This window comes from Providencia rettgeri (genome assembly GCF_001874625.1).
GTDB lineage: Bacteria > Pseudomonadota > Gammaproteobacteria > Enterobacterales > Enterobacteriaceae > Providencia > Providencia huashanensis.
The window spans coordinates 2,676,236-2,699,644 of record NZ_CP017671.1 but is presented as its reverse complement, the minus strand read 5'-3'; the positions used below and the strand labels follow the sequence as shown (position 1 = coordinate 2,699,644).

Genomic DNA, 23,409 nt, shown 5'->3' with positions numbered 1-23,409 from the left:
TAGCAGCTAATTCTTCATTAGTTAATTTAATAAAAAGGAGAGCGATTTGATAGAACATATAAACACATTAACTAATTTTATTTGGGGTTATTTACTCATTTATTTACTGTTGGGAGCAGGGTTGTACTTTACTATTCGCTCAGGTTTTATCCAAATTAGGCATTTTAGGCATATGTTTGGGGTGTTAAAAAATAGTAAACAGATGGATAGTGCAGGTATTTCATCATTTCAAGCATTGTGTACCAGCCTAGCAGCCAGAGTCGGAACGGGCAATTTAACTGGAGTAGCAATCGCGCTAACCGCTGGTGGACCAGGTGCTATTTTTTGGATGTGGGTTGTCGCATTGCTGGGGATGGCAACTTCATTTGTTGAATGTACTTTAGCTCAACTATATAAAACTAAAGATGACCAAGGTAATTACCGTGGGGGGCCTTCTTATTACATGCAAAAAGGGCTAAATCAGCGTTGGATGGGGGTATTGTTTTCAATTTTCCTCATTATTGCATTTGGTTTAGTTTTTAATGCAGTCCAAGCCAATTCTATTGCACAAGCAACGGCTGTTGCTTTCGATTTTAATCCTGTTTATGTCGGAATTGGTTTAGTTTTATTAAGCGGCGTTATTATTTTTGGTGGGTTAAAATCTATTGCTAAGGTCGCTGAATTAGTTGTTCCTGTTATGGCTACAGCTTATTTATTATTGGCATTTTGGGTTGTGGGGCACCACATAGAGCGGTTACCTGAAGTATTTATGTTGATTATTAGAAATGCATTTGGTCTACAAGAGGCGGCTGGTGGGGCGATTGGGTATGGTGTTGCTCAGGCTATGACTCAAGGTATTCAACGTGGGTTATTTTCGAATGAGGCAGGGATGGGGTCAGCACCAAATGCAGCTGCATCGGCGTCACCTTATCCCCCTCATCCTGCTTCGCAGGGCTATGTACAGATGCTCGGTGTTTTCATGGATACGATAGTGATTTGCAGCGCGACTGCGATTATTATCCTTTCTTCAGGGGTTCTCGATGGTGGTGTCGAAAAAATTAATGGTATCGAATTGACACAGTTAGCGCTATCTTCAGCAGTCGGGAGTTGGGGAAGCACATTTATCGCGATTGCTATCTTCTTTTTCGCCTTTACTTCGATAATTGCAAATTATGCTTATGCAGAAAGTAACATGATTTTTCTAGAGAATAACCATACGGCTGGTTTGTTTATTTTCCGTTTGGCGGCATTGGGGATGGTGATGTTTGGTGCTCTTGCAGAAATGCCATTTATTTGGAAATTAGCCGATTTGTCAATGGGGCTGATGGCAATCACAAATTTGATCGCTATTCTTTTGTTATCGGGTATCGCATTTAAATTAGCAAAAGATTATAAGCAGCAATTAGCGGCGGGGAAAATACCCACTTTTGACATTAATCAGCACCCTGAGTTGAAAAAACAATTTGAAGAAGGAATTTGGGAAAAAGAACAGGTTGATAAATGGGTTGAAAAAGAATCTTCGCGTTAGTGGTTAAAGCTTCATTATGAAATTCTTAGGTGAGAAACCTAAGAATTTTTTTATGTACGATTAGAAAGTAATACCAGTAAAAGATCTTGCATTATAATTCTTTGAGCTATAAGGTTTTTTAAAATATTAAGCGCCACCATTTTTGGTATAAAACATTTTTAGAACTAAATAGCTGGGAATATTATGAAGTTAAATCAGTATGCTGCAACGTTTTACGGGGTCATTTCTATCTTATTATGGAGTACGATGGTTGGGCTGATCCGCAGTGTAAGTGAAAACTTTGGTCCTGTTGGTGGTGTTGCACTCGTTTATACGATTGGCTCAATAGTGTTAGTTCTTGTAATGGGGGTACCAAAAATAAAGCAGTACCCTAAACGCTACTTATTTTGGGGAACGATACTATTTGTATGCTATGAGCTTTGTTTTGTTTTAGCGTTGGGGTTAGCAAACAGTCGACAACAAGCGATTGAGCTGGGTATGGTGAATTATTTATGGCCAAGTTTAACAATTGCTCTCGCAGTTTTTTTTAATCGGCAACGTTTCACTCTATTATTAGCGATTGGGCTAATTTTAGCCTGTATGGGGCTTGTTTGGGTTATTTCAGGGGACCAACCGCTTTCAATTAATGCTGTTCTTGCAAATATTCAAAGTAACCCCCTTTGTTACTTTTTAGCCTTTAGCGGGGCGATTATTTGGTCTTTTTATAGTAATGTGACTAAGCGCATTTCGGGGGGCAATAATGGCATGGTGCTATTTTTCATTTTGACCTCAATCGGCTTATGGGTGCTTTATTTTTTTAGCTCACCAACACCATTTATTATTACTAGCCAAAGTATTTCGCTTTTAGTCGTTGCCGCTATTGCAACAGGGGGAGCTAATGCCTTGTGGACACTGGCTGTGATTAAAGGCAATGTGGCATTTTTAGGAACACTTTCTTACTTTACTCCTGTTATTTCAACAGCTTTCGCTTCAGTATTATTGAGTACTGCATTGACATTCAGTTTTTGGCAGGGTGTTTTTATGGTCACAGTTGGTTCGATTGTCTGTTTTTGGGCGACCCGACAAAAGCGCGTATAGGAGCAGTAGCCCGCAGCGCTTGCGACGTGCGAGCGCTGGTAAAGCGAATGAATTCTAAGCTAGTTAGACATTAATAAACTTATTAATGGCGATAGCAACACCGTCTTCATCATTTGTATTTGTGACAAATTTTGCCATTTTCTGGATAGGCTCTAAAGCATTAGCCATCGCAACTGAAACACTTGCATATTGTAGCATTTCGATATCATTATTTTGATCGCCAATACTCATCACTTTGTCGGGTGTGATTCCTAATTTTTCGCAAATACATTGTAAGGCGGCACCTTTACTTGAGGTTTTTGTCGATATTTCAAGAAAGTAAGGGCTGGTTCGGATTAATGAATAACTATCAAACACATTCTCAGGGATATAGCTAATGCCGACTTCCAGTTTTTCTGGGTGGTCGATGATCATAAACTTGGTAAAAGCGAGCGAGTTATCCATCTCATTAACAGGGCTATATATCAGCGGTGTGTTGGTTAAATAAGCATCGGCAACAGTGTAATGGCTAATATGACGGTTTGTGGTAAACATACAGTTATCTGCGAGGGCATGCATGTGAACGCCGATATTTCTAGCCAGCTCTTCAAAATATTGGAAGTCATCAAAATCTAGCAGGTTTTCAATGAGGTGGCTTGATGGATAACACTACCATTATTACTTATACAATAATTGTCAGAGCTATTTAAACCTAATTCTTTTAAGTATGGGAATATGCCAGAGAAAGGGCGGCCTGATGCTAAGACAATATGAACACCCTTTTGTTGTGCTTGCTTGATAGCGTCTTTTACTGCGGGAGATATTTGGTGCTGGGAATTAAGTAACGTGCCATCTAAATCAATGGCGACCAGTTTGATTGACATCCAATGCCTCCTAAAATTAGTACTTTTCTCCCAGTACCTTACTCCAATTATTTAGAATGTAAATTACCTAACTCGATGTAACAGGTGTGATCAAGAGTATAAGACCGCAAGAAGATACTGGCGAACAGAACACAAGATAATGTGACTGTTCAGAAAACCGATTGAAATGACAATGTTTTATGGCATTAAAACTAAAAATAGTAATAAGCTTTTAATTAATGCGATAAAAACATACTCACTCATAATCACCAGTTAAGTGCAACGGTTGTTTGACATCAAGCTGAATTTGTTCATTTTGCCTGAAATCAAACGGCGTAATGCCATACTCTTTACGGAACATGTACGTAAAATGGGATTGTGAACCAAAACCGAAATCCAAAGCGATATCGAAGATTGATTGGTTGCTGTTACGCAGTAAGTTAACCGCACCAGCAAGGCGGCGTTGGCGTATGTATTTACCTAGTGAAATCCCGGTGACTTCTTTGAAAATTTTTTGCATATGCCAAAGTGAATAGCCAGAGTAAGCCGCGAGTTCTTCTAAGTGGATCACGCGTCCTAAGTGTTCTTCTATCCATTTACTCAAAGCATAAACAAGAGCTAAGTGGTTATCTTGTGGCATCTTATATTATTTCTAGTTTTACGGTAGCAGAAGTATACACAACTTCATTTCACCATGACAAAGGCTGCTTGTGCGGTATTTCTCATTTTTTGGGCAAAAAAAGCACAATCAGAATATGTTAACGGGCAATAGTACTTAAAATGAGCAAGATTTTTGTAAAAACAGGTTAATTGCTTATTTTCCTCAAATTTGTGACCGCAAATTAGAGTAGTATTCATTCTGCGAATGTATTGCAGCTAATGTAATTAGCACAGTCAATGATAAAGCGACCGCGCCTTACCATTGTAATCATTTGAAAAATAAAATCATCATTGATATTTGAAGGAATGTTAGGTGTTTGGTCGTAAAATATTTATTGCTATTATCGTCATCTTAAGTTGCCTTTTTCTCTATCTTTTAGCGATGGACAGCCTTTGCGATCAAGGGGGAGAAAACTTTATTTTTGGTATTTGCGGTGTAACTGACTTGTTACCATTTTGAATTTGCTTTTTAATGCACAATACTTGATATTGAGTCGGGATAATTTTCTGCCAGTATCGTTATGTAATACGATGAAAAATAAAAACAACTAATAACACCTCCAGATGGGCTGTATTAATGTGAAACAGAGCCAGAAGAATGTAGTGTTAATAAGAAAATTCAAATAAACTTGTACGATTATCATAATTTTGGACGATAAAAAGCAAGTAATAGGACGAAAGGGTAAAGTTATGGCGCAACAGCAACAGACGCTAAAGCGGGGATTAAAAAATAGGCATATCCAGTTGATTGCTTTGGGGGGCGCTGTTGGTACAGGGTTATTCCTCGGGATTGCAACAACAATTCAAATGGCAGGGCCATCTGTTTTACTTGGTTATGCATTATGTGGGTTTATTGCTTTTCTCATTATGCGTCAGTTGGGCGAAATGATAGTTCAGGAGCCTGTGGCAGGTTCATTTAGTCATTTCGCATTTAAATATTGGGGCGGTTTTGCAGGCTTTCTGTCTGGGTGGAATTATTGGGTGATGTTTATCCTCGTTGGGATGACTGAACTGACTGCCGCAGGGAAATATATGCAACATTGGTGGCCTGAATTACCTATTTGGGTGTCAGCCGCGGTATTTTTTATCGCAGTAAATGCCATCAATTTAGTGAATGTGCGTTCTTATGGTGAAACAGAGTTCTGGTTTGCGTTAATTAAAGTTATTGCTGTTATTGCCATGATCATCTTTGGTTGTTATTTATTATTAAGCGGTCATGGTGGGCCACAGGCGAAAGTCAGTAACTTGTGGGAGTACGGTGGTTTCTTCGCGAATGGCTTTAATGGGCTAATTATGGCTCTTGCGATTATCATGTTTTCGTTTGGTGGCTTGGAATTGGTGGGTATTACGGCTGCTGAAGCAGAAAACCCAGATAAAAGTATACCCAAAGCGATCAATCAAGTGGTTTACCGTATATTGATTTTCTATATTGGGTCATTAGCGGTGTTGTTAGCGTTATACCCTTGGGTTGACCTTGACGGAAAGACTAGCCCATTTGTGTTAATTTTCCACGAGTTAGGTGATTTACTGGTCGCAAACTCGTTGAATGTCGTTATTTTAATAGCTGCACTCTCCGTGTATAACAGTGGAGCATATGCGACTAGCCGTATGTTGTATGGCTTAGCGCAGCAAAACAATGCGCCAAAATTCCTTTCAAAAGTGAATAAGGGTGGTGTCCCTGTTATGGCTCTACTTGTTTCTGGTATTGCAACTTCAGGTGGGATCTTAATTAACTTTCTGATGGAAGGTAAGGCTTTCGAATTATTGATGTCTCTGGTGGTAACCACATTGGTTCTTAATTGGATTATGATTTGTGTGTCAAACTTGAAGTTTAGAGCTGCAATGAATAAACAGGGCATTGAAACGAAGTTCAAAAGTATTTGGTATCCATTTGGTAATTACCTGTGCCTAGCCTTTTTGCTATTGATTCTAGGGATTATTTTGACGATGGATGGCTTACGTATTTCGGTATTAATTATTCCGTTGTGGATAGCCGTTCTATGGGTCGGTTACCAATTCTCTGGGGCTAAAAAGCAGGGGCTTGCTAAAAAACAACAAACAGAGCAAGCTTAGTTAATTGATTTATATATAAATGGCCGGCAGATAAAAATCTCCGGCCATTTTTTATGGTATCTCATCAGGTCACTAAAAAGGGTTAATTACCATTGCCAACGTAACCAAGCAAATAAGACGTTCCCGTTATTATAGGTCCCTGGGATATAAGTAGCTTGCAGTGAGAGCTTGTCATATTCCACTGACACTAAGGGAAGTGGCGCTGGGATGGGAATATAAAACATGTCCCGACGCGCCGTGACACTCAAGGTAAAACCAGCCCCCATGCGAAAACCATCTATGTCTCCAGGAACCCACATTTTTTGAAATGCATATCCAGCAATCGGTTCCCAGTCATTATGTGAATCTTTGAATGCCATTGCGTAGAGAGCATGCCAATCATTATCCTCATCATAACGATACTTACCCAGACCAAACCCCCAAGGCCTTTCGTTGTATTCGTCTGTTTTCTTTTTGTCATACATTGCACGGTTATGCCACGTGACGGCAGGAACATAGAGTTCATATTTATCGGAGTCCCATGTGTTACTCACGTTGTTGGTAAACTTGTTCCATAAGTTTGTTGATTGACCGTCGGCAATCGCGGGCGATGGTATGCTGATTGCAGCGCCTATAACGAATGATGCGCTTACCATAAATTGTATATTTTTATAAACTCTCATTGTAAATCCAGTTTTGTATCGCAAATATAATAATGACAATTAGCTCGCTAATAATCATAAAACTAGCATTATTATAGTAATTTTGAGCCTAATTATTTTAATTAAGATATACGCAATATCATAGTATTTATTGCCTTGTTAAGGGGAATAACTCAATAGCCATATCAAAACGGTTTAATTTTGAAGGTCCAAAACCATAGGTATTTAACATGAAGTATAATTCTAGCTTATAAAACAACCATTCCAAGAGTCCAATTTTCCTAAAAAAAGCATCAATACTAAGTATAGATATTCTATTGACGAAGTATCAAGTGATAGAAGTGGTAGAAAACGGGATAAAAATGCAGGAGACACCCGTAATGCGAGTGAGTAACAACTTGTAATCTCAAGAAAATAAGTGAATACAGCTAATAATGTAGATGGCGTAGACATTTATAGAAAAAACGATGTAAACAAATCAAAAAAGCATGATGAATGTCAAATAATCAGTAGGCGCAATGGGATGAAATGGAAGTTATAAATAGGAAATACAAACTGCCAAATAGGTGAATGATGATAGGGCTGATTTTCCTTTGATTTTTCAGATGATGAGTCTCATAAAATAGTAATTTTTAACCATTTTAGTGGTAATCATTTCTGGAACGTAGCAGGGAAAACCATCAGTGCCTTAAATAATGAGGACCATCACTATGATGAAGCGCCAGAAACAACTTACTGAATATCAAGCCAAATGTTTGGCGATTACGACAGATAAAATATTATCACCTAAACAAAAATCGAATTTTTTAGCGATAGAAGCGGATAGCCATATTCCTTACCTAGCAACCAGCCAAGCCTTAGCTGATGCATTAGAAAATGGTGTGATTTGCGATATGTATGAAGGGAATGCGCCGTATAAACCTCGCTATGTATTACCTGATTACGCTAAGTACCTTAAGCAAGGTTCCGATTATTTAGAGCTTCCTCCTGCTGCGGATTTTGATGATGCATTAAACCACTTGATGATTGTGTATCATCACGTCCCGTCGGTAACAAATTTTCCTGTATTTCTTGGGTATTTAGACCAACTATTGATGCCTTATGTTGGCGAGCTTACTGAGGAACAGCTGTATCCAAAATTAAAACGATTTTGGATACAGCTAGACCGGACTTTGCCGGATGCGTTTATGCATGCGAATATTGGCCCAGATGACAACCTAATTTGTCGTTTGATTCTACGTATTGACGCAGAGTTAAAACAAGTTGCACCGAACTTAACATTTGTGTACCACCCGCAGCGCACCCCTGAACCACTTTTCCTTCAAGTAATTGAAAATATTTGTGAATGTAGTAAGCCACATATTGCGAATGATATTATTCATAGTGCGGCATTTGATGGCCTAGGTTATGGTATTGTCAGTTGTTATAACTCACTACCGATAGCAGGTGGTGGTAGCACTTTAGTACGGCTAAATTTACGGGAAGTTGCATTACGTAGCCAAAATGCGGCAGATTTTTTAACTGTCCAGTTGAAAAAGTACTGTGAATTGCAAATGGAGTTAATCGAAACGCGTAGTGCATTTTTATTTGAAGGATCTAATTTCTTCCAAACCAGTTTTCTTGTGCATGAAGGGTTAATTGAGCCGCAGCGTTTTACCCCGATGTTTGGGATTTATGGATTAGCAGAAGCCGTTAATATTTTGATGGAAAAAGACGGTATTCAAGGGCATTACGCACCAGATTCCCCTGCATTACCGCTAGCTTATCAAATTAGTGAGCAACTGGCGGATTTCGTTGAAACGACCCCCGTAAAATATGGTTATAAAAACCGAGCAATGCTGCATGCGCAATCAGGGATTAGCTCTGATACTGGAACCACACCTGGGGCGCGTATTCCATATGGGGAAGAGCCAGACCCAGTTTCACATATCCAAACGGTGGCACCTCATCACAAATACTATTTATCTGGCATCAGCGATATTTTGACTATCGATGAAACTATCAAACAAAATCCACAAGCACTATTACAACTATGCAAAGGGGCATTTAGCTGCGGAATGCGTGAATTTACCGCAAACGTAGCAAGTAATGATTTAGTCCGTGTCACCGGGTACATGGTGCGTTTATCTGATATTGAAAAGTATAAAACGGAAGGCTCTAGAAGTAATACAACGTGGTTAGGGGAAGAAGCGACTAAGAATTGTAATATTACCGCCCGTCAGCAACGAGTGATTAGCCATGAGCAATCGATGCGCTATACTGAATAAGGTTATTCCTTTTTCTTGCGTGGATGGCCCCGGTAATCGGCAAGTCATATTTTTGCAAGGGTGTAATTTACGGTGCTTAAACTGCCATAACCCCTATACCATGGCTATTTGTGATCACTGTGGGGACTGCGTTGTAACTTGCCCCCACGGTGCTTTATCACTCATTGATGGTCAAGTCGTTTGGGATAACGTAGCTTGCCAGCTTTGCGATACGTGTTTGCAGACTTGCAGTAAAAACGCGAGCCCAATGACCACGGTTCTTAGTGTTCATAGTGCTATAAATAGCCTATCGAGAAATGTTGCCTTCCTCAATGGGGTCACGGTCAGTGGCGGGGAGGCGACCACTCAGTTGCCTTTTATTATTGATTTGTTTAAAACCATTAAAAACTCACCTGAACTGAATCATTTAACCTGCTTTATTGACAGTAATGGGCATCTTGCTTCTACAGGCTGGCGCAAAGTTATCGAATATACGGATGGTGTAATGATAGACCTGAAAGCATGGAGTGATGAATGTGCATTGCGGTTAACGGGTAGAGATAACCAACGGGTATTTCAAAGTATTCAATTGCTGGCTGAAGCGAATAAATTGTATGAATTGCGCCTATTATTTATTCCGCAGCAAACAGATTATTTACATCATATTGATGAATTAGCGAATTTTTTAACTAGGCTTCCTACGGATACACGGGTAAAAATTAATGCATTTCAGCAACATGGTGTAAAAAATGAAGCGGCTAATTGGCCGTCAGCAACCAAAGTGCAAGTAGACGATTTTGCCCAGCAACTTCAGCGCCGTGGTGTTAGGAATATTTATTTACCTAACGTATATTTATAAGATGAATTAATCCTTTTTATGTGAGATATACCTTTTTAAAATCTAAGTCATTCAATTTCACACACTAATTGCTGGTGTTTGTTAAATGATATGAGACAATCATGGCAATTTATTGTCTGGTTTTAAGCACATTTCCAGTAACTGATAACGGCTAATAGATTTCTAGCGTGAATGTGATTGTTGCATTCATACGCTTTCACATAAAAAGGAGGGCACTCATGAGGATCAACGCATTAACCATCGCTGGGACAGACCCATCTGGTGGGGCAGGTATTCAAGCCGATTTAAAAACCTTCTCAGCATTAGAGGCCTACGGTACCAGTGTGATGACGGCATTAGTGGCTCAGAATACGAAAGGCGTCCAATCAGTACAGGATTTGCCTGCTGAGTTTGTTGCAGCGCAGTTAGAGTCTGTACTTAGTGATGTCCGGATCGATAGCGCTAAGATTGGTATGTTGTTTAATCAACGTAACATCACCGTAGTGGCTGAGGCTCTGAAACAGTATAATATTCCATATGTTGTTTTGGATACTGTAATGGTAGCCAAAAGTGGCGATCCATTACTGCTACCTGATGCGGTTGACTCACTGAGGCAACAGTTAATTCCGTTAGTTTCACTCATCACACCAAATTTGCCAGAAGCGGCTGTATTGCTCGATGAAAAAATAGCGCAAAATGAAAGCCAAATGCTAGCTCAAGGTTATAAGTTACTTCAAAAAGGTTGCCAAGCGGTATTAATGAAAGGCGGGCATTTAAGCGATGCAGAAAGCCCTGACTGGTTGATTACCCCAGAAGGTGAGTGGCGGTTTACTTCTGTTCGTGTTAACACGAAAAATACCCATGGTACTGGGTGTACATTGTCCGCCGCATTAGCTGCATTACGACCTCGTTATGCAGATTGGCAGACGACTGTCACAGAAGCAAAGGCCTATTTGCAGGCCGCGTTAGAAAAAGCGGATAGTTTGGAAGTTGGAACAGGGATCGGCCCTGTACACCATTTCCATGCATGGTGGTGATTGCTAAGCCCTTCTTCAAGGGCTAATTCATTGTATTAAGCTAATAAGTTACATTGCGGCGGTAATCGGCATTGTATTGCACCAGCTTGTACTTTAAACGTAAATGTATCCCCTGAAAGGGGTTCACCGTCTAAGTTTAGTATCATGTCATGGGGAGAGGAAATTTTAATCCATGATAGTTTCTTTTCAATAAGATGCTCATTCTTATCGGTTGAAAATAAATTGGTGAAAAATGCGGGGATCACGTCTCTGGCAGGGATAATCAATAAATTAAGGGCACCATCGTTAATTAATGCTTGAGGGGTAAGTTGTTGCCCTCCACCAGCTTGTTTGCCATTACCAATAGCGATAACTAAAGTTTCGCCTTCCCAGCTAAAGTTGTTGCCTTCAATATGGCAAATATCCGTTTTTAGAGTGTCAGGGCGAAATAGGCCATTAATGACATAAGCCGCACCGCCTAATGCAGATTTTAGCGCTTCGGGAGTTTCTGTGGTGATCCGCGTACCAAAACCGCCTGTTGCCATGTTAAGAAAATAATACTTTTCATTAACCCGTATGATATCAATGGCGACCGACCTGCCTTTTATCGCAAGTGCTAATGCGGCCTCAACATCTAAAGGAATATTTGCGCTGGTGGCAAAGTCATTTGCAGTCCCCATGGGGAGTATACCCAAAGTAGGGCGTGTCTCTGAGGGGAATTGCATCAACGTGCTTGCAACCGCATTAATGGTGCCATCACCTCCAGCCGCGATAATGGTGTCAACACCGTTTTCTATCCCTTGGGCGATAAACTGGCGAGTGTCAGTTTTTTCCCACGGAATACGCACTTGTATTTGATGGCCTTCTTCGCGTAGGTGAGCAATTGCTTTGCGTAATTCGGGGTTATTAGATTGTTTACCATTAAGAATAAGCATAGCTGATTGATATTTACTCATAAATATTTATCCATGCGGCTAATATTTAAAATAAGTATAAAAGAGTTTTGCTTATTTTGTTACAGAAAAAGAGAAAGCAAGAGCATTATAGGAGAAAGAGAAAAAATAACAAAAAAGAAATGGCTAGCTCAAGGGAGATTGAGCCAGCCAAGGAGGTGGTTCCTAGTCTTATTTTATGACTTTCTAGTTCTTCGTTTTCGAGAGTGACTATACGATATTGAATAGCCAATTGATGTGATCTGTTGCATAAAATTGGATATTAGGTGCACTTTTTAATGAAAATGTCAATGACGAGAATGATTATCAAATGAGAAGAGCATGTAAAGTGAAATGAACAACGGTATTATTAGCAAAAAAGCTAAGAATTTGAATAAATAACCTTCAAATTCTTAGCTTGTATATTATAGGATACTTTAGTAAACCTATCTTTATCTAACTAACCCGCAAGGTGGTTTTCTGACTGAGTTTGATGTGGGTCTCGCGTTGTCGCACCAGCAAGGTTGCGGATCAATAAACCAAAATTGACGTCGATATCTTCAGGAATTGGTAGATAAACAATATGACCATTACCCGGAGCGACTTCAACGGCGTCACCTTTGCGGTTTGTTAGTGCTTCTAAGGTAAAGACAATATTGCCAGCAGGTGTCATTATTTCTAGGCTATCACCGACACTAAATTTATTTTTAACGTCGACTTCTGCTAACCCATTAACACGTTTACCGGTAAATTCACCCACAAACTGTTGGGTGTCGGAGACGGAATAGCCATATTCGTAGGTTTGATAGGCGTCATGAGTATGGCGACGTAAGAACCCTTCGGTGTAACCGCGATGTGCTAACCCTTCTAAAGTGGAGAGCAAAGTCGGGTCAAAAGGTTTACCGGCAACAGCATCATCAATCGCACGGCGATAAACTTGTGCTGTTCGAGCACAATAATAGAATGACTTAGTCCTACCTTCAATTTTAAGCGAGTGAACACCCATTTTAGTGAGGTTTTCAACATGCTCAATCGCCCGTAAGTCTTTAGAGTTCATGATATAAGTACCATGCTCATCCTCAAAGGCAGTCATGTACTCCCCAGGGCGCTTAGCTTCTTCAATCATGAAGACTTTATCGGTTGGTGCGCCAGCACCCAGCGTTGGTGCGACATTCTGGACAGGGATCGGCTCATGGATATGAACAATGTTACCGACATCGTCTTCTTTGCCTTCTTGAACTTTATATTCCCAGCGGCAAGCATTAGTGCATGTGCCTTGATTTGGGTCACGCTTATTAATATAACCAGACAACAAACAACGACCAGAATAAGCCATGCATAATGCACCGTGGACAAAAACCTCAAGCTCGATTTCAGGGACTTGCTGGCGGATTTCTGCAATTTCTTCGAGTGATAATTCACGGGATAAAATAACGCGTGTTAAGCCCATTTGTTGCCAAAATTTCACCGATGCCCAGTTAACCGCATTGGCCTGTACGGATAAATGAATATCCATTGCAGGGAAGGCTTCGCGTACCATCATGATAAGACCCGGGTCTGACATAATTAACGCATCGGGGCCCATTTCAATGACTGGGGTTAAATCACGAATAAAGGTTTTTAATTTAGCATTATGTGGGGCGATATTAACGACCACATAAAACTTCTTACCAAGGTCATGAGCTTCTTGGATACCTTTGGCTAAGTTTTCGTGATTAAACTCGTTGTTACGTACGCGTAAGCTATAACGAGGTTGTCCTGCATATACTGCATCTGCGCCATAAGCAAAGGCATAGCGCATGTTCTTCAATGAACCGGCAGGGGATAAAAGCTCTGGTGTAAACATGGTTATTCTCTATCTGATGTCAAGTCAGCACTAACTCGGGAGAGATAGTGTTTTTAAGGGATGGCGATTTTAACTCTATTTCAGTCAAAATCCAAATATCCCACAAAAATAGTATGTCTATTGGTTAGTATTCATCCCACCGATAACCAAGACCATAGATTGAACGTATAAAAGTTTTTTCGCTATCAAGAGATTCTAATTTGCGGCGTAAGTTTTTTACATGGCTATCGATAGTACGGTCAGTAACAACACGGTGATCGTCATACAAAATATCAAGTAATTGGTCGCGCGAAAAAACCGTTCCCGCATTATCAGACATAAATTTCAGTAACCTAAATTCAGCAGGAGTTAACTCAAGTAACTGGGAGCCATAACGAACTTGAAATGCATTTTCATCAATAATCAGTTTGGTTTGGTGTTGTGGCGGAACAATGTTAGGTTGGCAGCGACGTAAAATCGTTTTAACACGAGCAACGACTTCGCGTGGGCTAAATGGTTTACAAATATAGTCGTCAGCGCCAATTTCTAGCCCTAATAAACGGTCTATTTCTTCTGTTTTGGCGGTGACCATAATAATAGGGATATCACTGAATTTACGTAATTCGCGGCAAATTGAAATACCATCTAAGCCGGGTAGCATCAGGTCTAATAAAATGAGCGCGGGCTGATGTTGTTGTACGTAAGGGAGCACTTCATCACCACGCGAAAGTAACGCGGGCTGGTAATTAGCAGCTTGTAAGTAATCATAAAGGAGTTGCCCAAGTTTAGGTTCATCTTCCACTATCAATACGGTCAAATTGCTATTTTCCACCATGGTCACGGCCTTTATCCTTTGATTGAATAGGTAAATTAATGGTTATTTTTACACCGCCTAATGAAGAAGGGGTGGCAGTAATTTCCCCATTATGGGCTTCAACAATATTATAGCAAATGGCAAGCCCTAAACCGGAGCCACCACTTGCGCGATTTCGTGAGCCTTCTGCACGATAAAAACGCTCAAACAAGTGCTGGCATTGTTCAGTGGTTAAGCCGGGGGCACTATCTTGCCAAACAATACAAAGTTGATGTGGGCCTTGTGTCACCTTAATGACTATTTTTCCTTGAGGGTCGGTATAACGCAGGCTATTTTCCATTAAATTATAAAACAATTGGGTTATGCGGTCTGGATCTGCAAACATAATTGCTTGTTCGCTTAATTGCTTTTCAACGGTTAATTGCCTTGTTTCTAAGCGCCAACGAGCTTGCCCAATAGCCATTTCAATCAATGGGATAATATCGGTTGATTGCTTGCGGTAAACTAACGAACCCCTGTCCGATAGGGAAAGTTGGTGCAGGTCATTGACTAACTTAATTAAAGTTTGAGTTTCATTTAGTAATGAATTAATGGTTTCAGGCGTCGCTTGGCGTACGCCATCTTGTACGGCCTCAAGTTCCCCACGAAGCACCGATAACGGTGTGCGCAATTCATGGGAAATATCCGCCATATAATCACGGCGCATTTGCTCGTTTTTTTCAAGAGTCGAAGCGAGATGGTTAAAATCTTTTGCTAATTGGCCGAGTTCATCACGACCTGTATCAGGTACTCGAGTGGTAAAATCCCCATTGGCAAGTTGGTTGGTACCTTCTAACAAGCGCTTGATAGGCTTTAAAAAGCTGCGGGCAAGAAAGATAGTGGCTATCAGTGCGACAAATAGTGATAAGCCAGCGATAACCCAACTAGTATACATTTGTTTACTATCAAACCGTCGGTCCAGTGCACTGCTAATGCCATCTTCATAACTCGCCACTAACCAGCCAACAGTATTACCGTTATTAATGATGATAGGCTCACGGAGTACCTTGTTCGGTAAGGGGGTGTCCCGACCAAAGATCAGAGTATCTTGCGTGTCATAGACCCAAAATATGGTGCGCCAACGTTGGCGCATGGGTCCACGATGCTGTTGGTGTTCAACCGATCTCAAAATGCGAAAGAATGTCCTTTCATCACTAAGGAGAAAGCGCCAGTTACCCGTTTCTTCATACTGATCAGCGAGTGCCGCAGAGACGAGTTCGAGGCGTTGTTGATCGTTTTCTTTAATATAATCAATAAAGCCATGTTGGAAACTCATACGCACACCTTGGTGCATGATCACCACTAACAACAGGCAGGTAGCAAAAATAGCCACAAAAAGTCGGGTACTTACACTATTAAGCCTGATTTTCATGATTACTCTCCACTAACTGCCGTTGGAATTGTTCTTTTACGTTGCCAATATTGTCTTAAACTATCAAAACTTAGGTATACAACGGGGGTGGTAAATAAAGTCAGTAGCTGACTCATAATGAGCCCTCCGACGATTGTGATACCAAGGGGTTGGCGCAATTCAGCACCGTCACCGCTACCTAACATCAGTGGAAGTGCACCGAAAATTGCGGCTAATGTTGTCATGAGTATTGGGCGAAAACGTAACAAACTAGCACGGAATATGGCTTCACGAGCGGTAAGTCCCGCGGTTCTTTGTGCTTGAATAGCAAAGTCGACCATGATGATGGCATTTTTCTTCACAATACCGATTAACAACATAATGCCAATTAAGGCGATTAAACTAAATGGGGTGTCAAATAATTCTAGGGCTAATAATGCACCTACACCCGCTGATGGCAGTGTTGATAAAATGGTCAGTGGGTGAATATAACTCTCATACAAAATTCCCAGAACTAAATACACCGTAACAATTGCGGCTAAAATGAGGAATAATTGTGATTTTAGCGTTTCTTGGAATATTTGTGCGGTACCCGCAAAACTCCCCCTGACTGTTGAAGGAACGCCAAGGGCGGTCATTGTTTTTTCAATTTCGACCATTGCGTCATCCAAGGTATAACCATCGGCTACGTTAAATGCAATGGTCGATGAAGCGGATAACCCTTGGTGGTTAACACTTAATGGAGCATTGGCGGGTTGCCAACGCGCAAAGTAGGAAAGGGGGATCGCTTGTCCCTGATTATTAATCACAAACATTTTGTCGAGGGAACTGACATCTTGGGTGTATTCAGGAGCGACCTCCATCACGACTTTATATTGGTTCATTGCTTCATAAATGGTAGAAATTTGACGTTGGCCAAAGGCATTATTCAGTAAACTATTGGCCTCACGAACATCAATACCTAACTGCGCCATTAAATCCCTATCATAGGTAATGGCCATTTCAGCGCCTTTGTCTTCTTTGTCTGAGTTAACATCGGTTAATTGGGGCAAATCGCCTAATGCTTTACGGATAGCAGGCTCCCAATCGCGTAAAGCAGATAGCTCATCGGCAAGAAGGGTAAATTGGTAACTGGCATTGGCTTGTCGGCCACCGACACGGATATCTTGAACGGGCATCATAAATAAATTAGCCCCAGGCTCATTGGCGAGTTTCAATCTTAACCGGTTGATTACTTGAGCCGAGCTTTCAGTGCGTTCGCTAAGGGGTTTTAATGAAATATACATAAAACCACTGTTCACACGGCTGCCACCCGTAAAACCAGTGACATTATCGGTAGCGGGGTCATCTTTCACTTGTTGCATAAAGCGGGTCATTTTTTCTTTCATGGATTGGAAAGAAATACTTTGGTCAGCGCGGACAAAGCCCATAATGCGGCCAGTATCTTGTTCAGGGAAAAAGGTTTTTGGCACGGTAATATATAAGTAAACATTGAGCCCAATAGTCGCGAATAATACCGCTAGAACACTACGACGATGATTTAATACCCAGTTTAAAGCCACTGCGTAACTTTCTTGTAGGCGTAGTAATACTCGACCAAATCCCCGATGCTTTGCTTTGATATTACTACCGCGTTTCTTCAGCAAATAAGCGCACATCATTGGCGTCAGTGTTAAAGAGATAACCAGTGAAATCCCAATTGCGGTGGCAAGTGTAATTGCAAACTCGCGGAATAAGCGGCCGACCAAGCCGTCCATTAACAGTAGCGGAATAAAAACAGCTACCAGAGAAATACTCATAGAGACAACGGTAAATCCAACTTCGTGGACGCCTCGTATTGCGGCGATAAAGGGTTTAGTTCCATTTTCAATATGGCGAGAGATATTTTCTAACACCACAATGGCATCATCAACCACAAAACCAGTTGCCACTGTCAGTGCCATTAATGATAAGTTGTTAAGGCTAAACCCGCATAAATACATAGCAGTGAAAGTCCCGATCAGCGAAACGGGCACGGCAATCGCAGGGATCAAAGTCGCTCTACCTGAGCGTAAGAACAGCAGAACAACTAAAATAACTAAGGCAACGGCAATCAATAAAGCGCGTTCGACTTCTGCTAAAGATGCACGGATAGTCGGCGTTCTATCTTGTGCGACTTTTAAGTCAATAGCGGCGGGGATCATGTCATTGAATTCAGGCAATTCAGCGCGTATGCGGTTAACTGTCTCAATAATATTGGCACCCGCTTCACGGCGTATAACAATTAAAATAGCGGGTTTGCCATCAGCCATACCCGCCGCACGAATGTTTTCAATAGAATCTTTAACGTTAGCAACATCACTCAATTGGACGGCATTACCATCACGGTAGTGAACAATAATAGGGCGATAGTCTGCCGCTTTTTTTAGTTCATCGTTCGTCTGTACCTGATAGCGTTTTTCATCATCATTAATATACCCTTGAGGTTGACGAACATTGGCGCTGCTAATCGCAGACCGGACGGCATCTAAAGAGACACCTTGGTTAAATAAGGCGGTTGGGTTTAATTCAACACGAACAGCAGGGAGTGAACCGCCCCCAACGGATACTTCACTGACTCCTTCGATTTGTGCGATACGCTGAGCGAGGCGTGTTGAAGCAATATCATAAATTTCACCAGTGCTCATCGTTTCTGATGTCATCGTTAGGATCATAATCGGAGCATCAGATGGGTTGGATTTATAATAGCGTGGGCGACTTGGCATACCGCTGGGCAGTAGTGTTTGTGCAGCATTAATAGCAGCTTGTACTTCACGTGCTGCATTATTGATATCTTTATCTAGGTTGAACTCAAGGGTGATTGTTGTTCGCCCTAGAGCACTACTGGATGTCATTTCGCTGATCCCTGCAATACTCCCCAAAGAGCGTTCAAGGGGAGTAGCCACGGAGGATGCCATTGTTTCTGGTGAAGCCCCAGGAAGTGACGCTGTCACGTTTATCACAGGATAATCTACTTGGGGTAACGGGGAAACAGGTAAAAATAGAAAACTTAAAGCGCCACATAAGGTTATGGCGACGCTGATAAGTGTGGTCGCGACAGGGCGACTGACAAACAGGGCAAAAAAGCGCTTCATTATGACACCTGCGCCTTATTGGTTTGACGGCGTCGCTTAAAATAATGAGAAAGACGGTCAAACAATAAATAAATCACAGGGGTAGTAAATAGGGTTAAAATTTGGCTCATGATAAGCCCACCAACCATACTGATCCCTAAAGGCTGACGTAATTCCGCTCCGACCCCCGTGCTCAGCATTAATGGCAGTGCACCTAACAAGGCAGCCATTGTGGTCATTAATATTGGGCGAAAACGCAGTAAACAAGCTTGATAAATCGCATCATAAGGGGACATCCCTTTTTCACGTTCTGCAGCAAGGGCAAAATCAATCATCATGATGGCATTCTTTTTAACAATACCAATCAATAAGATAATACCAATAACGGCAATGACATCGAGGTCTTTTCCCGCCATCATCAGTGCGAGTAGTGCACCAACACCAGCGGTTGGTAGTGTAGATAAAATGGTAATAGGGTGAATAAAGCTTTCATACAAAATCCCTAACACGATATACATCGCAATAATAGCTGCGGCAATTAACCAAATAGTACTACTTAATGCAGCTTCAAAAGCCAATGTAGCGCCTTGGAATTGTGTGGTAATGGATTTAGGCATGGCAATCTGCGATTCGGCGTATTTGACAGCATTAACAGCGGCTTCAAGGGATGCACCCTCGGCAACGTTAAATGAGAAGGTAACCGCAGGGAACTGGTCTAGGTGATTAATCGCTAATGGGCCAGTACCTTCTTGAATATTGACTAGTGTGCTTAATGGGACCATCGCACCATCAGTCCCTTTTAACCGAACATCGTTTAGTGCATCCATCCCCTGACGGGTTTGGGTATCATGCTCTAAAATGACGCGATATTGATTAGATTGGGTATAAATGGTCGAGATCATGCGTTGGCCAAATGCATTATATAAGGCATTGTCAATTGCAGACATAGTGATACCAAAACGGCTGGCAGTATCGCGATTAACATTAACATAAGCGACTAACCCTTTATTTTGCCAATCGCTACTGACATCGGCTAACTCAGGTTGTTGCTCTAACGCGGTTAATAACTGAGGCACCCAAGTTGCTAATTCATCTAAAGAACCGGCTTGCAAGGTAAATTGATATTGAGTACGTGCCACTTGTGTATCAATGGTCAAGTCTTGCATGGGTTGTAAATATAAATTGATGCCAGAAATTTTGTCTGCTGATTGTTGCAATCGGTCAATAATTGCCACGACACGATCTGCTCGGTCATCTAGTGGTTTTAACGTAATCTGAATACGTGCATTATTAAGTGTTGCATTGGTGCCATCGACGCCGACATAGGTGGTGACATTATCAACGGCAGGGTCGGCTAATAGTTTAGAGACGACCTCTTGTTGTTTTTGTGCCATTGCTGCAAACGAGATAGATTGGCGGCTTTCAATTGAACCTTGGATAATTCCACTGTCTTGTAATGGGAAAAAGCCTTTCGGTATCCACATATAAAGCAATACGGTCAATACCATGGTGCCCACAGCAACTGACAGGGTTAACCATTGGTGATTGAGAATACGTTTTAGCCAAACCGCATAACCGGCCACCATACGGTCAAAAAAACGCTCACAGGCTAATTCAAAACGGTTATGTTTATGTTGCGATTCAGGTTTTAATAAGCGAGCACACATCATCGGTGTTAAAGTCAGAGAAACCACCGCAGAAATTAAAATTGCGACGGCAAGGGTAATGGCAAATTCGCGGAATAGTCGACCAACAATATCCCCCATAAATAATAATGGAATTAGCACAGCCACTAATGAAAAGGTGAGGGAGATAATGGTAAAACCGATTTCCCCTGCGCCTTTTAATGCCGCCACTAAGGGTTTATCCCCTTGTTCAAGGTAACGGGAAATATTTTCGATTACCACAATTGCATCATCGACGACAAACCCTGTCGCAATAGTCAGGGCCATCAGCGTGAGGTTATTGACAGAGAAACCGCAGAAATACATCACTGCGAAAGTACCAACTAAGGAAAGTGGCACCGCAATTCCTGGGATCAATGTGGCTATCCCATTGCGCAAAAACAGGTAAATTACCATTACAACAAGGGCGATTGCCAACATTAACTCAAACTGAACATCACTGACCGAGGCACGGATAGTGCTGGTTCTATCCGTTAGAATATCGACATTCACTGATTTAGGTAAACTTTCAATTAACTCAGGCAATAAGGCACGGATAGTATCTGTCGTTTCAATAACGTTAGCACCGGGTTGGCGCTGTACATTAATAACAATAGCTTGTTGATTGTTAGCCCAAGCACCTAAATAGGCATTTTCAGCACCTTGTACTATGGTCGCAATATCACCAAGTCGGACAGGAGCACCATTTTGAAAAGCCACAATAAGTTTGCGGTAATCATCAAGGGATTTCATTTGGTCATTAGCAGACAAGGTGACTGCACGGGTCGGGCCATCAAAACTCCCTTTTGCAGAGTTAACATTCGCGTTATTAATTGCTAAGCGAATAGTTTCGCTATCTAAGCCTTTTGCTGCCATGGCTTGTGGGTTTAAATTTACCCGTACCGCAGGGCGTTGACCACCGGCTAGTGTCACTAAACCTACACCATTAACTTGGGAAATTTTCTGTGCAATACGTGTTTCGATAATATCTTGAACTTGTGTTAACGGCATCGCATCAGAGGTAACCGCTAAGGTTAAAACTGGTGGATCAGCTGGGTTAACCTTATTATAAATTGGTGGATAAGGCAGATCAGAAGGTAATAGGCTACTCGCTGAGTTTATCGCGGCTTGAACTTCTTGCTCCGCAACCTCTAAAGGTAAGGTGAGTTGGAACATTAACGTGATTACCGATGCACCGCCTGAACTTTGCGATGACATCTGTTTTAAGCCTGACATCTGGCCAAACTGAGTTTCTAGAGGGGCGGTGACCGCAGAGGTCATCACGTCTGGGCTGGCGCCTGGGTAGAGTGTAACGACTTGAATTGTTGGGTAATCGACTTCTGGAAGCGCCGAAACAGGTAAAAAACGATAGCCAATGATCCCTGCGAGTAAAATAGCCACCATGAATAATGTCGTGGCGACAGGGCGTAAAATAAATAAGCGAGAAGGACCACCGCCTTTTGGCATTTCAGGCTGCATTACGCTTTCTCCGCGCTATTTGGTTTATCTTTACGAGGCGTTTGGGCTTTTTTTGCAATACTCTCAGGGTTAACGACTTCTACGGTGGTGCCATCAGTCAGTTTATCAACACCATCCGTAATCACTTTGGTATTCGCTGCTAGCCCACTTTCAATAACCACTTGCTGGCTATCTTGCATCCCAACAGTGACAGCGTGTTTACTGACTTTATTATCGTCACTTAAAACCCAGACATAATGGCCATCGTTACCCATTTGTAGTGCGGCAGTTGGGATGACCACGGCATCTTGCAAGGTTTCGACTTGCATTTTTATATTAACAAATTGATTAGGAAATAATGTTTCATCTTCATTCGTGAAGCGGGCTTTAATTTTTAATGTTCCGGTGGCGGCATCAATTTGGTTATCGGTACTTAATAATTCACCACTAGCGATCAGGGCAATATTATTTCTATCCCAAGCTTCGATTAAAACTTTTTGACCTGAAGATTGAGCTTGTTGGATAGCAGGAATATCCCCTTCAGGTAAAGCGAAGAGCACATCAGCGGGTTGCGTTTGAGTGATCACAACAATCGGAGTTGAAGTTCCTGAGGGAATAAAATTACCGACATCAACAAGTTTTAGGCCAACTCGTCCAGAAATTGGCGCTGTGATTTTACTGTAAGCTAATTGTAATTTTGCATTATCCACCGCGGCTTGATCGACTTTAATACTCCCTTGAGCTTGCAAAACGGCAGCTTTTTGATTGTCTAATTCTTGTTGTGAAATAACGTTACTGCCAGCAAGTTTTTGATAGCGAGTCAAATCTAGCTGTGCATTGGCTAACGTTGCTTTGTCTTTAGCAAGTTGTCCTTGCGCCTGTGAAAGCTGAACTTCAAATGGACGAGGGTCTATTTGAGCCAGTAAATCACCGGCATTGACATGTTGACCTTCAGTAAAATAAAGCTGCATCAGTTGGCCTTCAACGCGGCTAGTGACGGTGACAACATTAGCGGCTTGAACTGTACCGAGCCCCGATAGAAAACGTGGTACCTCTTTTTGCTCTGCCAGTGCAAATTGGACAGGGGCGAGTACCCTAGGTGGACGTCCCATGGCGCTGCGTTGTGAATTAGGTTTTGCCACGTTACTGGCATTAGGCGCTTCAGATTGTTGTGATTGTTGATAAAAATACCAAGAGGCTCCGGCTGCAACAAGGATAGCAACGAAAATAGTAGAACGAGTCAATGTTTTACGGCGATTTTGTTTATTCATTTTGGGTTGGTCGCTCAATACAAAAAAGGAAGCTCAGTGAGTTTTTAGAGCAAAAAAACTAAC

The 23,409-nt window shown here is 41.6% G+C and carries 16 protein-coding genes and 1 pseudogene; 7 read left to right on the top strand and 10 right to left on the bottom strand.

From position 1 onward, the window contains the following. The first annotated feature begins 46 nt into the window (after positions 1–46). On the top strand, positions 47–1,507 hold the full coding sequence (locus RB151_RS12430; RefSeq protein WP_071548154.1) for an alanine/glycine:cation symporter family protein: 1,461 nt from the start codon (positions 47–49) through the stop codon (positions 1,505–1,507). Between the two features lie 183 nt (positions 1,508–1,690). After that, positions 1,691–2,584, top strand: coding sequence for an aromatic amino acid DMT transporter YddG (gene yddG / locus RB151_RS12425; RefSeq protein WP_042843509.1), 894 nt, complete (start codon positions 1,691–1,693; stop codon positions 2,582–2,584). A 63-nt stretch (positions 2,585–2,647) separates the two neighbouring features. On the opposite strand, the pseudogene yidA reads toward yddG, so the two are convergent. Together yidA and RB151_RS12415 are read right to left on the bottom strand one after the other, a co-directional pair. Further along, positions 2,648–3,447: pseudogene (gene yidA, locus RB151_RS12420) on the bottom strand (sugar-phosphatase). Between the two features lie 235 nt (positions 3,448–3,682). After that, the gene (locus RB151_RS12415; RefSeq protein ID WP_042843512.1) at positions 3,683–4,066 is read right to left on the bottom strand and encodes a helix-turn-helix domain-containing protein; all 384 of its coding nucleotides are present in this window, start codon (positions 4,064–4,066) and stop codon (positions 3,683–3,685) included. 348 nt (positions 4,067–4,414) lie between these two features. Here RB151_RS12415 and mgrB point away from each other — a divergent pair, with 348 nt between their 5' ends. Together mgrB and RB151_RS12405 are read left to right on the top strand one after the other, a co-directional pair. After that, positions 4,415–4,546, top strand: a complete 132-nt coding sequence (mgrB, locus tag RB151_RS23215) for a PhoP/PhoQ regulator MgrB (protein WP_370661207.1) — start codon at positions 4,415–4,417, stop codon at positions 4,544–4,546. A gap of 230 nt (positions 4,547–4,776) precedes the next feature. Then, the gene (locus RB151_RS12405; RefSeq protein WP_042843515.1) at positions 4,777–6,159 is read left to right on the top strand and encodes an amino acid permease; all 1,383 of its coding nucleotides are present in this window, start codon (positions 4,777–4,779) and stop codon (positions 6,157–6,159) included. Positions 6,160–6,245: 86 nt separating this feature from the next. On the opposite strand, the gene pagP is transcribed toward RB151_RS12405, so the two are convergent. Then, entirely contained in the window at positions 6,246–6,821 is a 576-nt protein-coding gene (gene pagP / locus RB151_RS12400) for a lipid IV(A) palmitoyltransferase PagP (RefSeq protein WP_042843516.1), read from the bottom strand. 689 nt (positions 6,822–7,510) lie between these two features. On the opposite strand from pagP, the gene RB151_RS12395 reads away from it, so the two are divergent. The 3 genes from RB151_RS12395 (at position 7,511) to thiD (ending at position 10,921) form a co-directional block, all read left to right on the top strand. Further along, on the top strand, positions 7,511–9,067 hold the full coding sequence (locus RB151_RS12395) for a YjjI family glycine radical enzyme (RefSeq protein WP_094301208.1): 1,557 nt from the start codon (positions 7,511–7,513) through the stop codon (positions 9,065–9,067). Continuing rightward, the gene (locus RB151_RS12390) at positions 9,039–9,905 is read left to right on the top strand and encodes a YjjW family glycine radical enzyme activase (protein WP_071548153.1); all 867 of its coding nucleotides are present in this window, start codon (positions 9,039–9,041) and stop codon (positions 9,903–9,905) included. The genes RB151_RS12395 and RB151_RS12390 overlap by 29 nt, the downstream gene beginning before the upstream one ends. Before the next feature lie 218 nt (positions 9,906–10,123). Further along, a complete protein-coding gene (gene thiD / locus RB151_RS12385) occupies positions 10,124–10,921 on the top strand; it encodes a bifunctional hydroxymethylpyrimidine kinase/phosphomethylpyrimidine kinase (RefSeq protein ID WP_071548152.1) in 798 nt (265 codons plus the stop codon). A 35-nt stretch (positions 10,922–10,956) separates the two neighbouring features. Here thiD and yegS read toward each other — a convergent pair whose 3' ends face one another. The 7 genes from yegS to RB151_RS12350 form a co-directional block, all read right to left on the bottom strand. Next, positions 10,957–11,856 carry a lipid kinase YegS gene (gene yegS / locus RB151_RS12380; protein WP_042843519.1) on the bottom strand — a complete coding sequence of 300 codons (900 nt, stop codon included), beginning with the start codon at positions 11,854–11,856 and terminating at the stop codon, positions 10,957–10,959. Positions 11,857–12,292: 436 nt separating this feature from the next. Then, entirely contained in the window at positions 12,293–13,678 is a 1,386-nt protein-coding gene (gene yegQ, locus RB151_RS12375) for a tRNA 5-hydroxyuridine modification protein YegQ (RefSeq protein ID WP_042843520.1), read from the bottom strand. Positions 13,679–13,802: 124 nt separating this feature from the next. Next, positions 13,803–14,492: a two-component system response regulator BaeR gene (baeR, locus tag RB151_RS12370; RefSeq protein ID WP_042843521.1), complete on the bottom strand. Its 690-nt coding sequence runs from the start codon at positions 14,490–14,492 to the stop codon at positions 13,803–13,805. Continuing rightward, on the bottom strand, positions 14,479–15,882 hold the full coding sequence (gene baeS / locus RB151_RS12365; RefSeq protein WP_042843523.1) for a two-component system sensor histidine kinase BaeS: 1,404 nt from the start codon (positions 15,880–15,882) through the stop codon (positions 14,479–14,481). The genes baeR and baeS overlap by 14 nt, the downstream gene beginning before the upstream one ends. 2 nt (positions 15,883–15,884) lie before the next feature. After that, positions 15,885–18,974 carry a multidrug efflux RND transporter permease subunit MdtC gene (gene mdtC, locus RB151_RS12360; RefSeq protein WP_048607365.1) on the bottom strand — a complete coding sequence of 1,030 codons (3,090 nt, stop codon included), beginning with the start codon at positions 18,972–18,974 and terminating at the stop codon, positions 15,885–15,887. Further along, positions 18,974–22,096 carry an MdtB/MuxB family multidrug efflux RND transporter permease subunit gene (locus RB151_RS12355; RefSeq protein WP_071548151.1) on the bottom strand — a complete coding sequence of 1,041 codons (3,123 nt, stop codon included), beginning with the start codon at positions 22,094–22,096 and terminating at the stop codon, positions 18,974–18,976. The genes mdtC and RB151_RS12355 overlap by 1 nt, the downstream gene beginning before the upstream one ends. Further along, a complete protein-coding gene (locus RB151_RS12350; protein WP_048607361.1) occupies positions 22,096–23,346 on the bottom strand; it encodes an MdtA/MuxA family multidrug efflux RND transporter periplasmic adaptor subunit in 1,251 nt (416 codons plus the stop codon). Before RB151_RS12350 ends, RB151_RS12355 begins: the two co-directional genes overlap by 1 nt. Positions 23,347–23,409 lie beyond the last annotated feature (63 nt).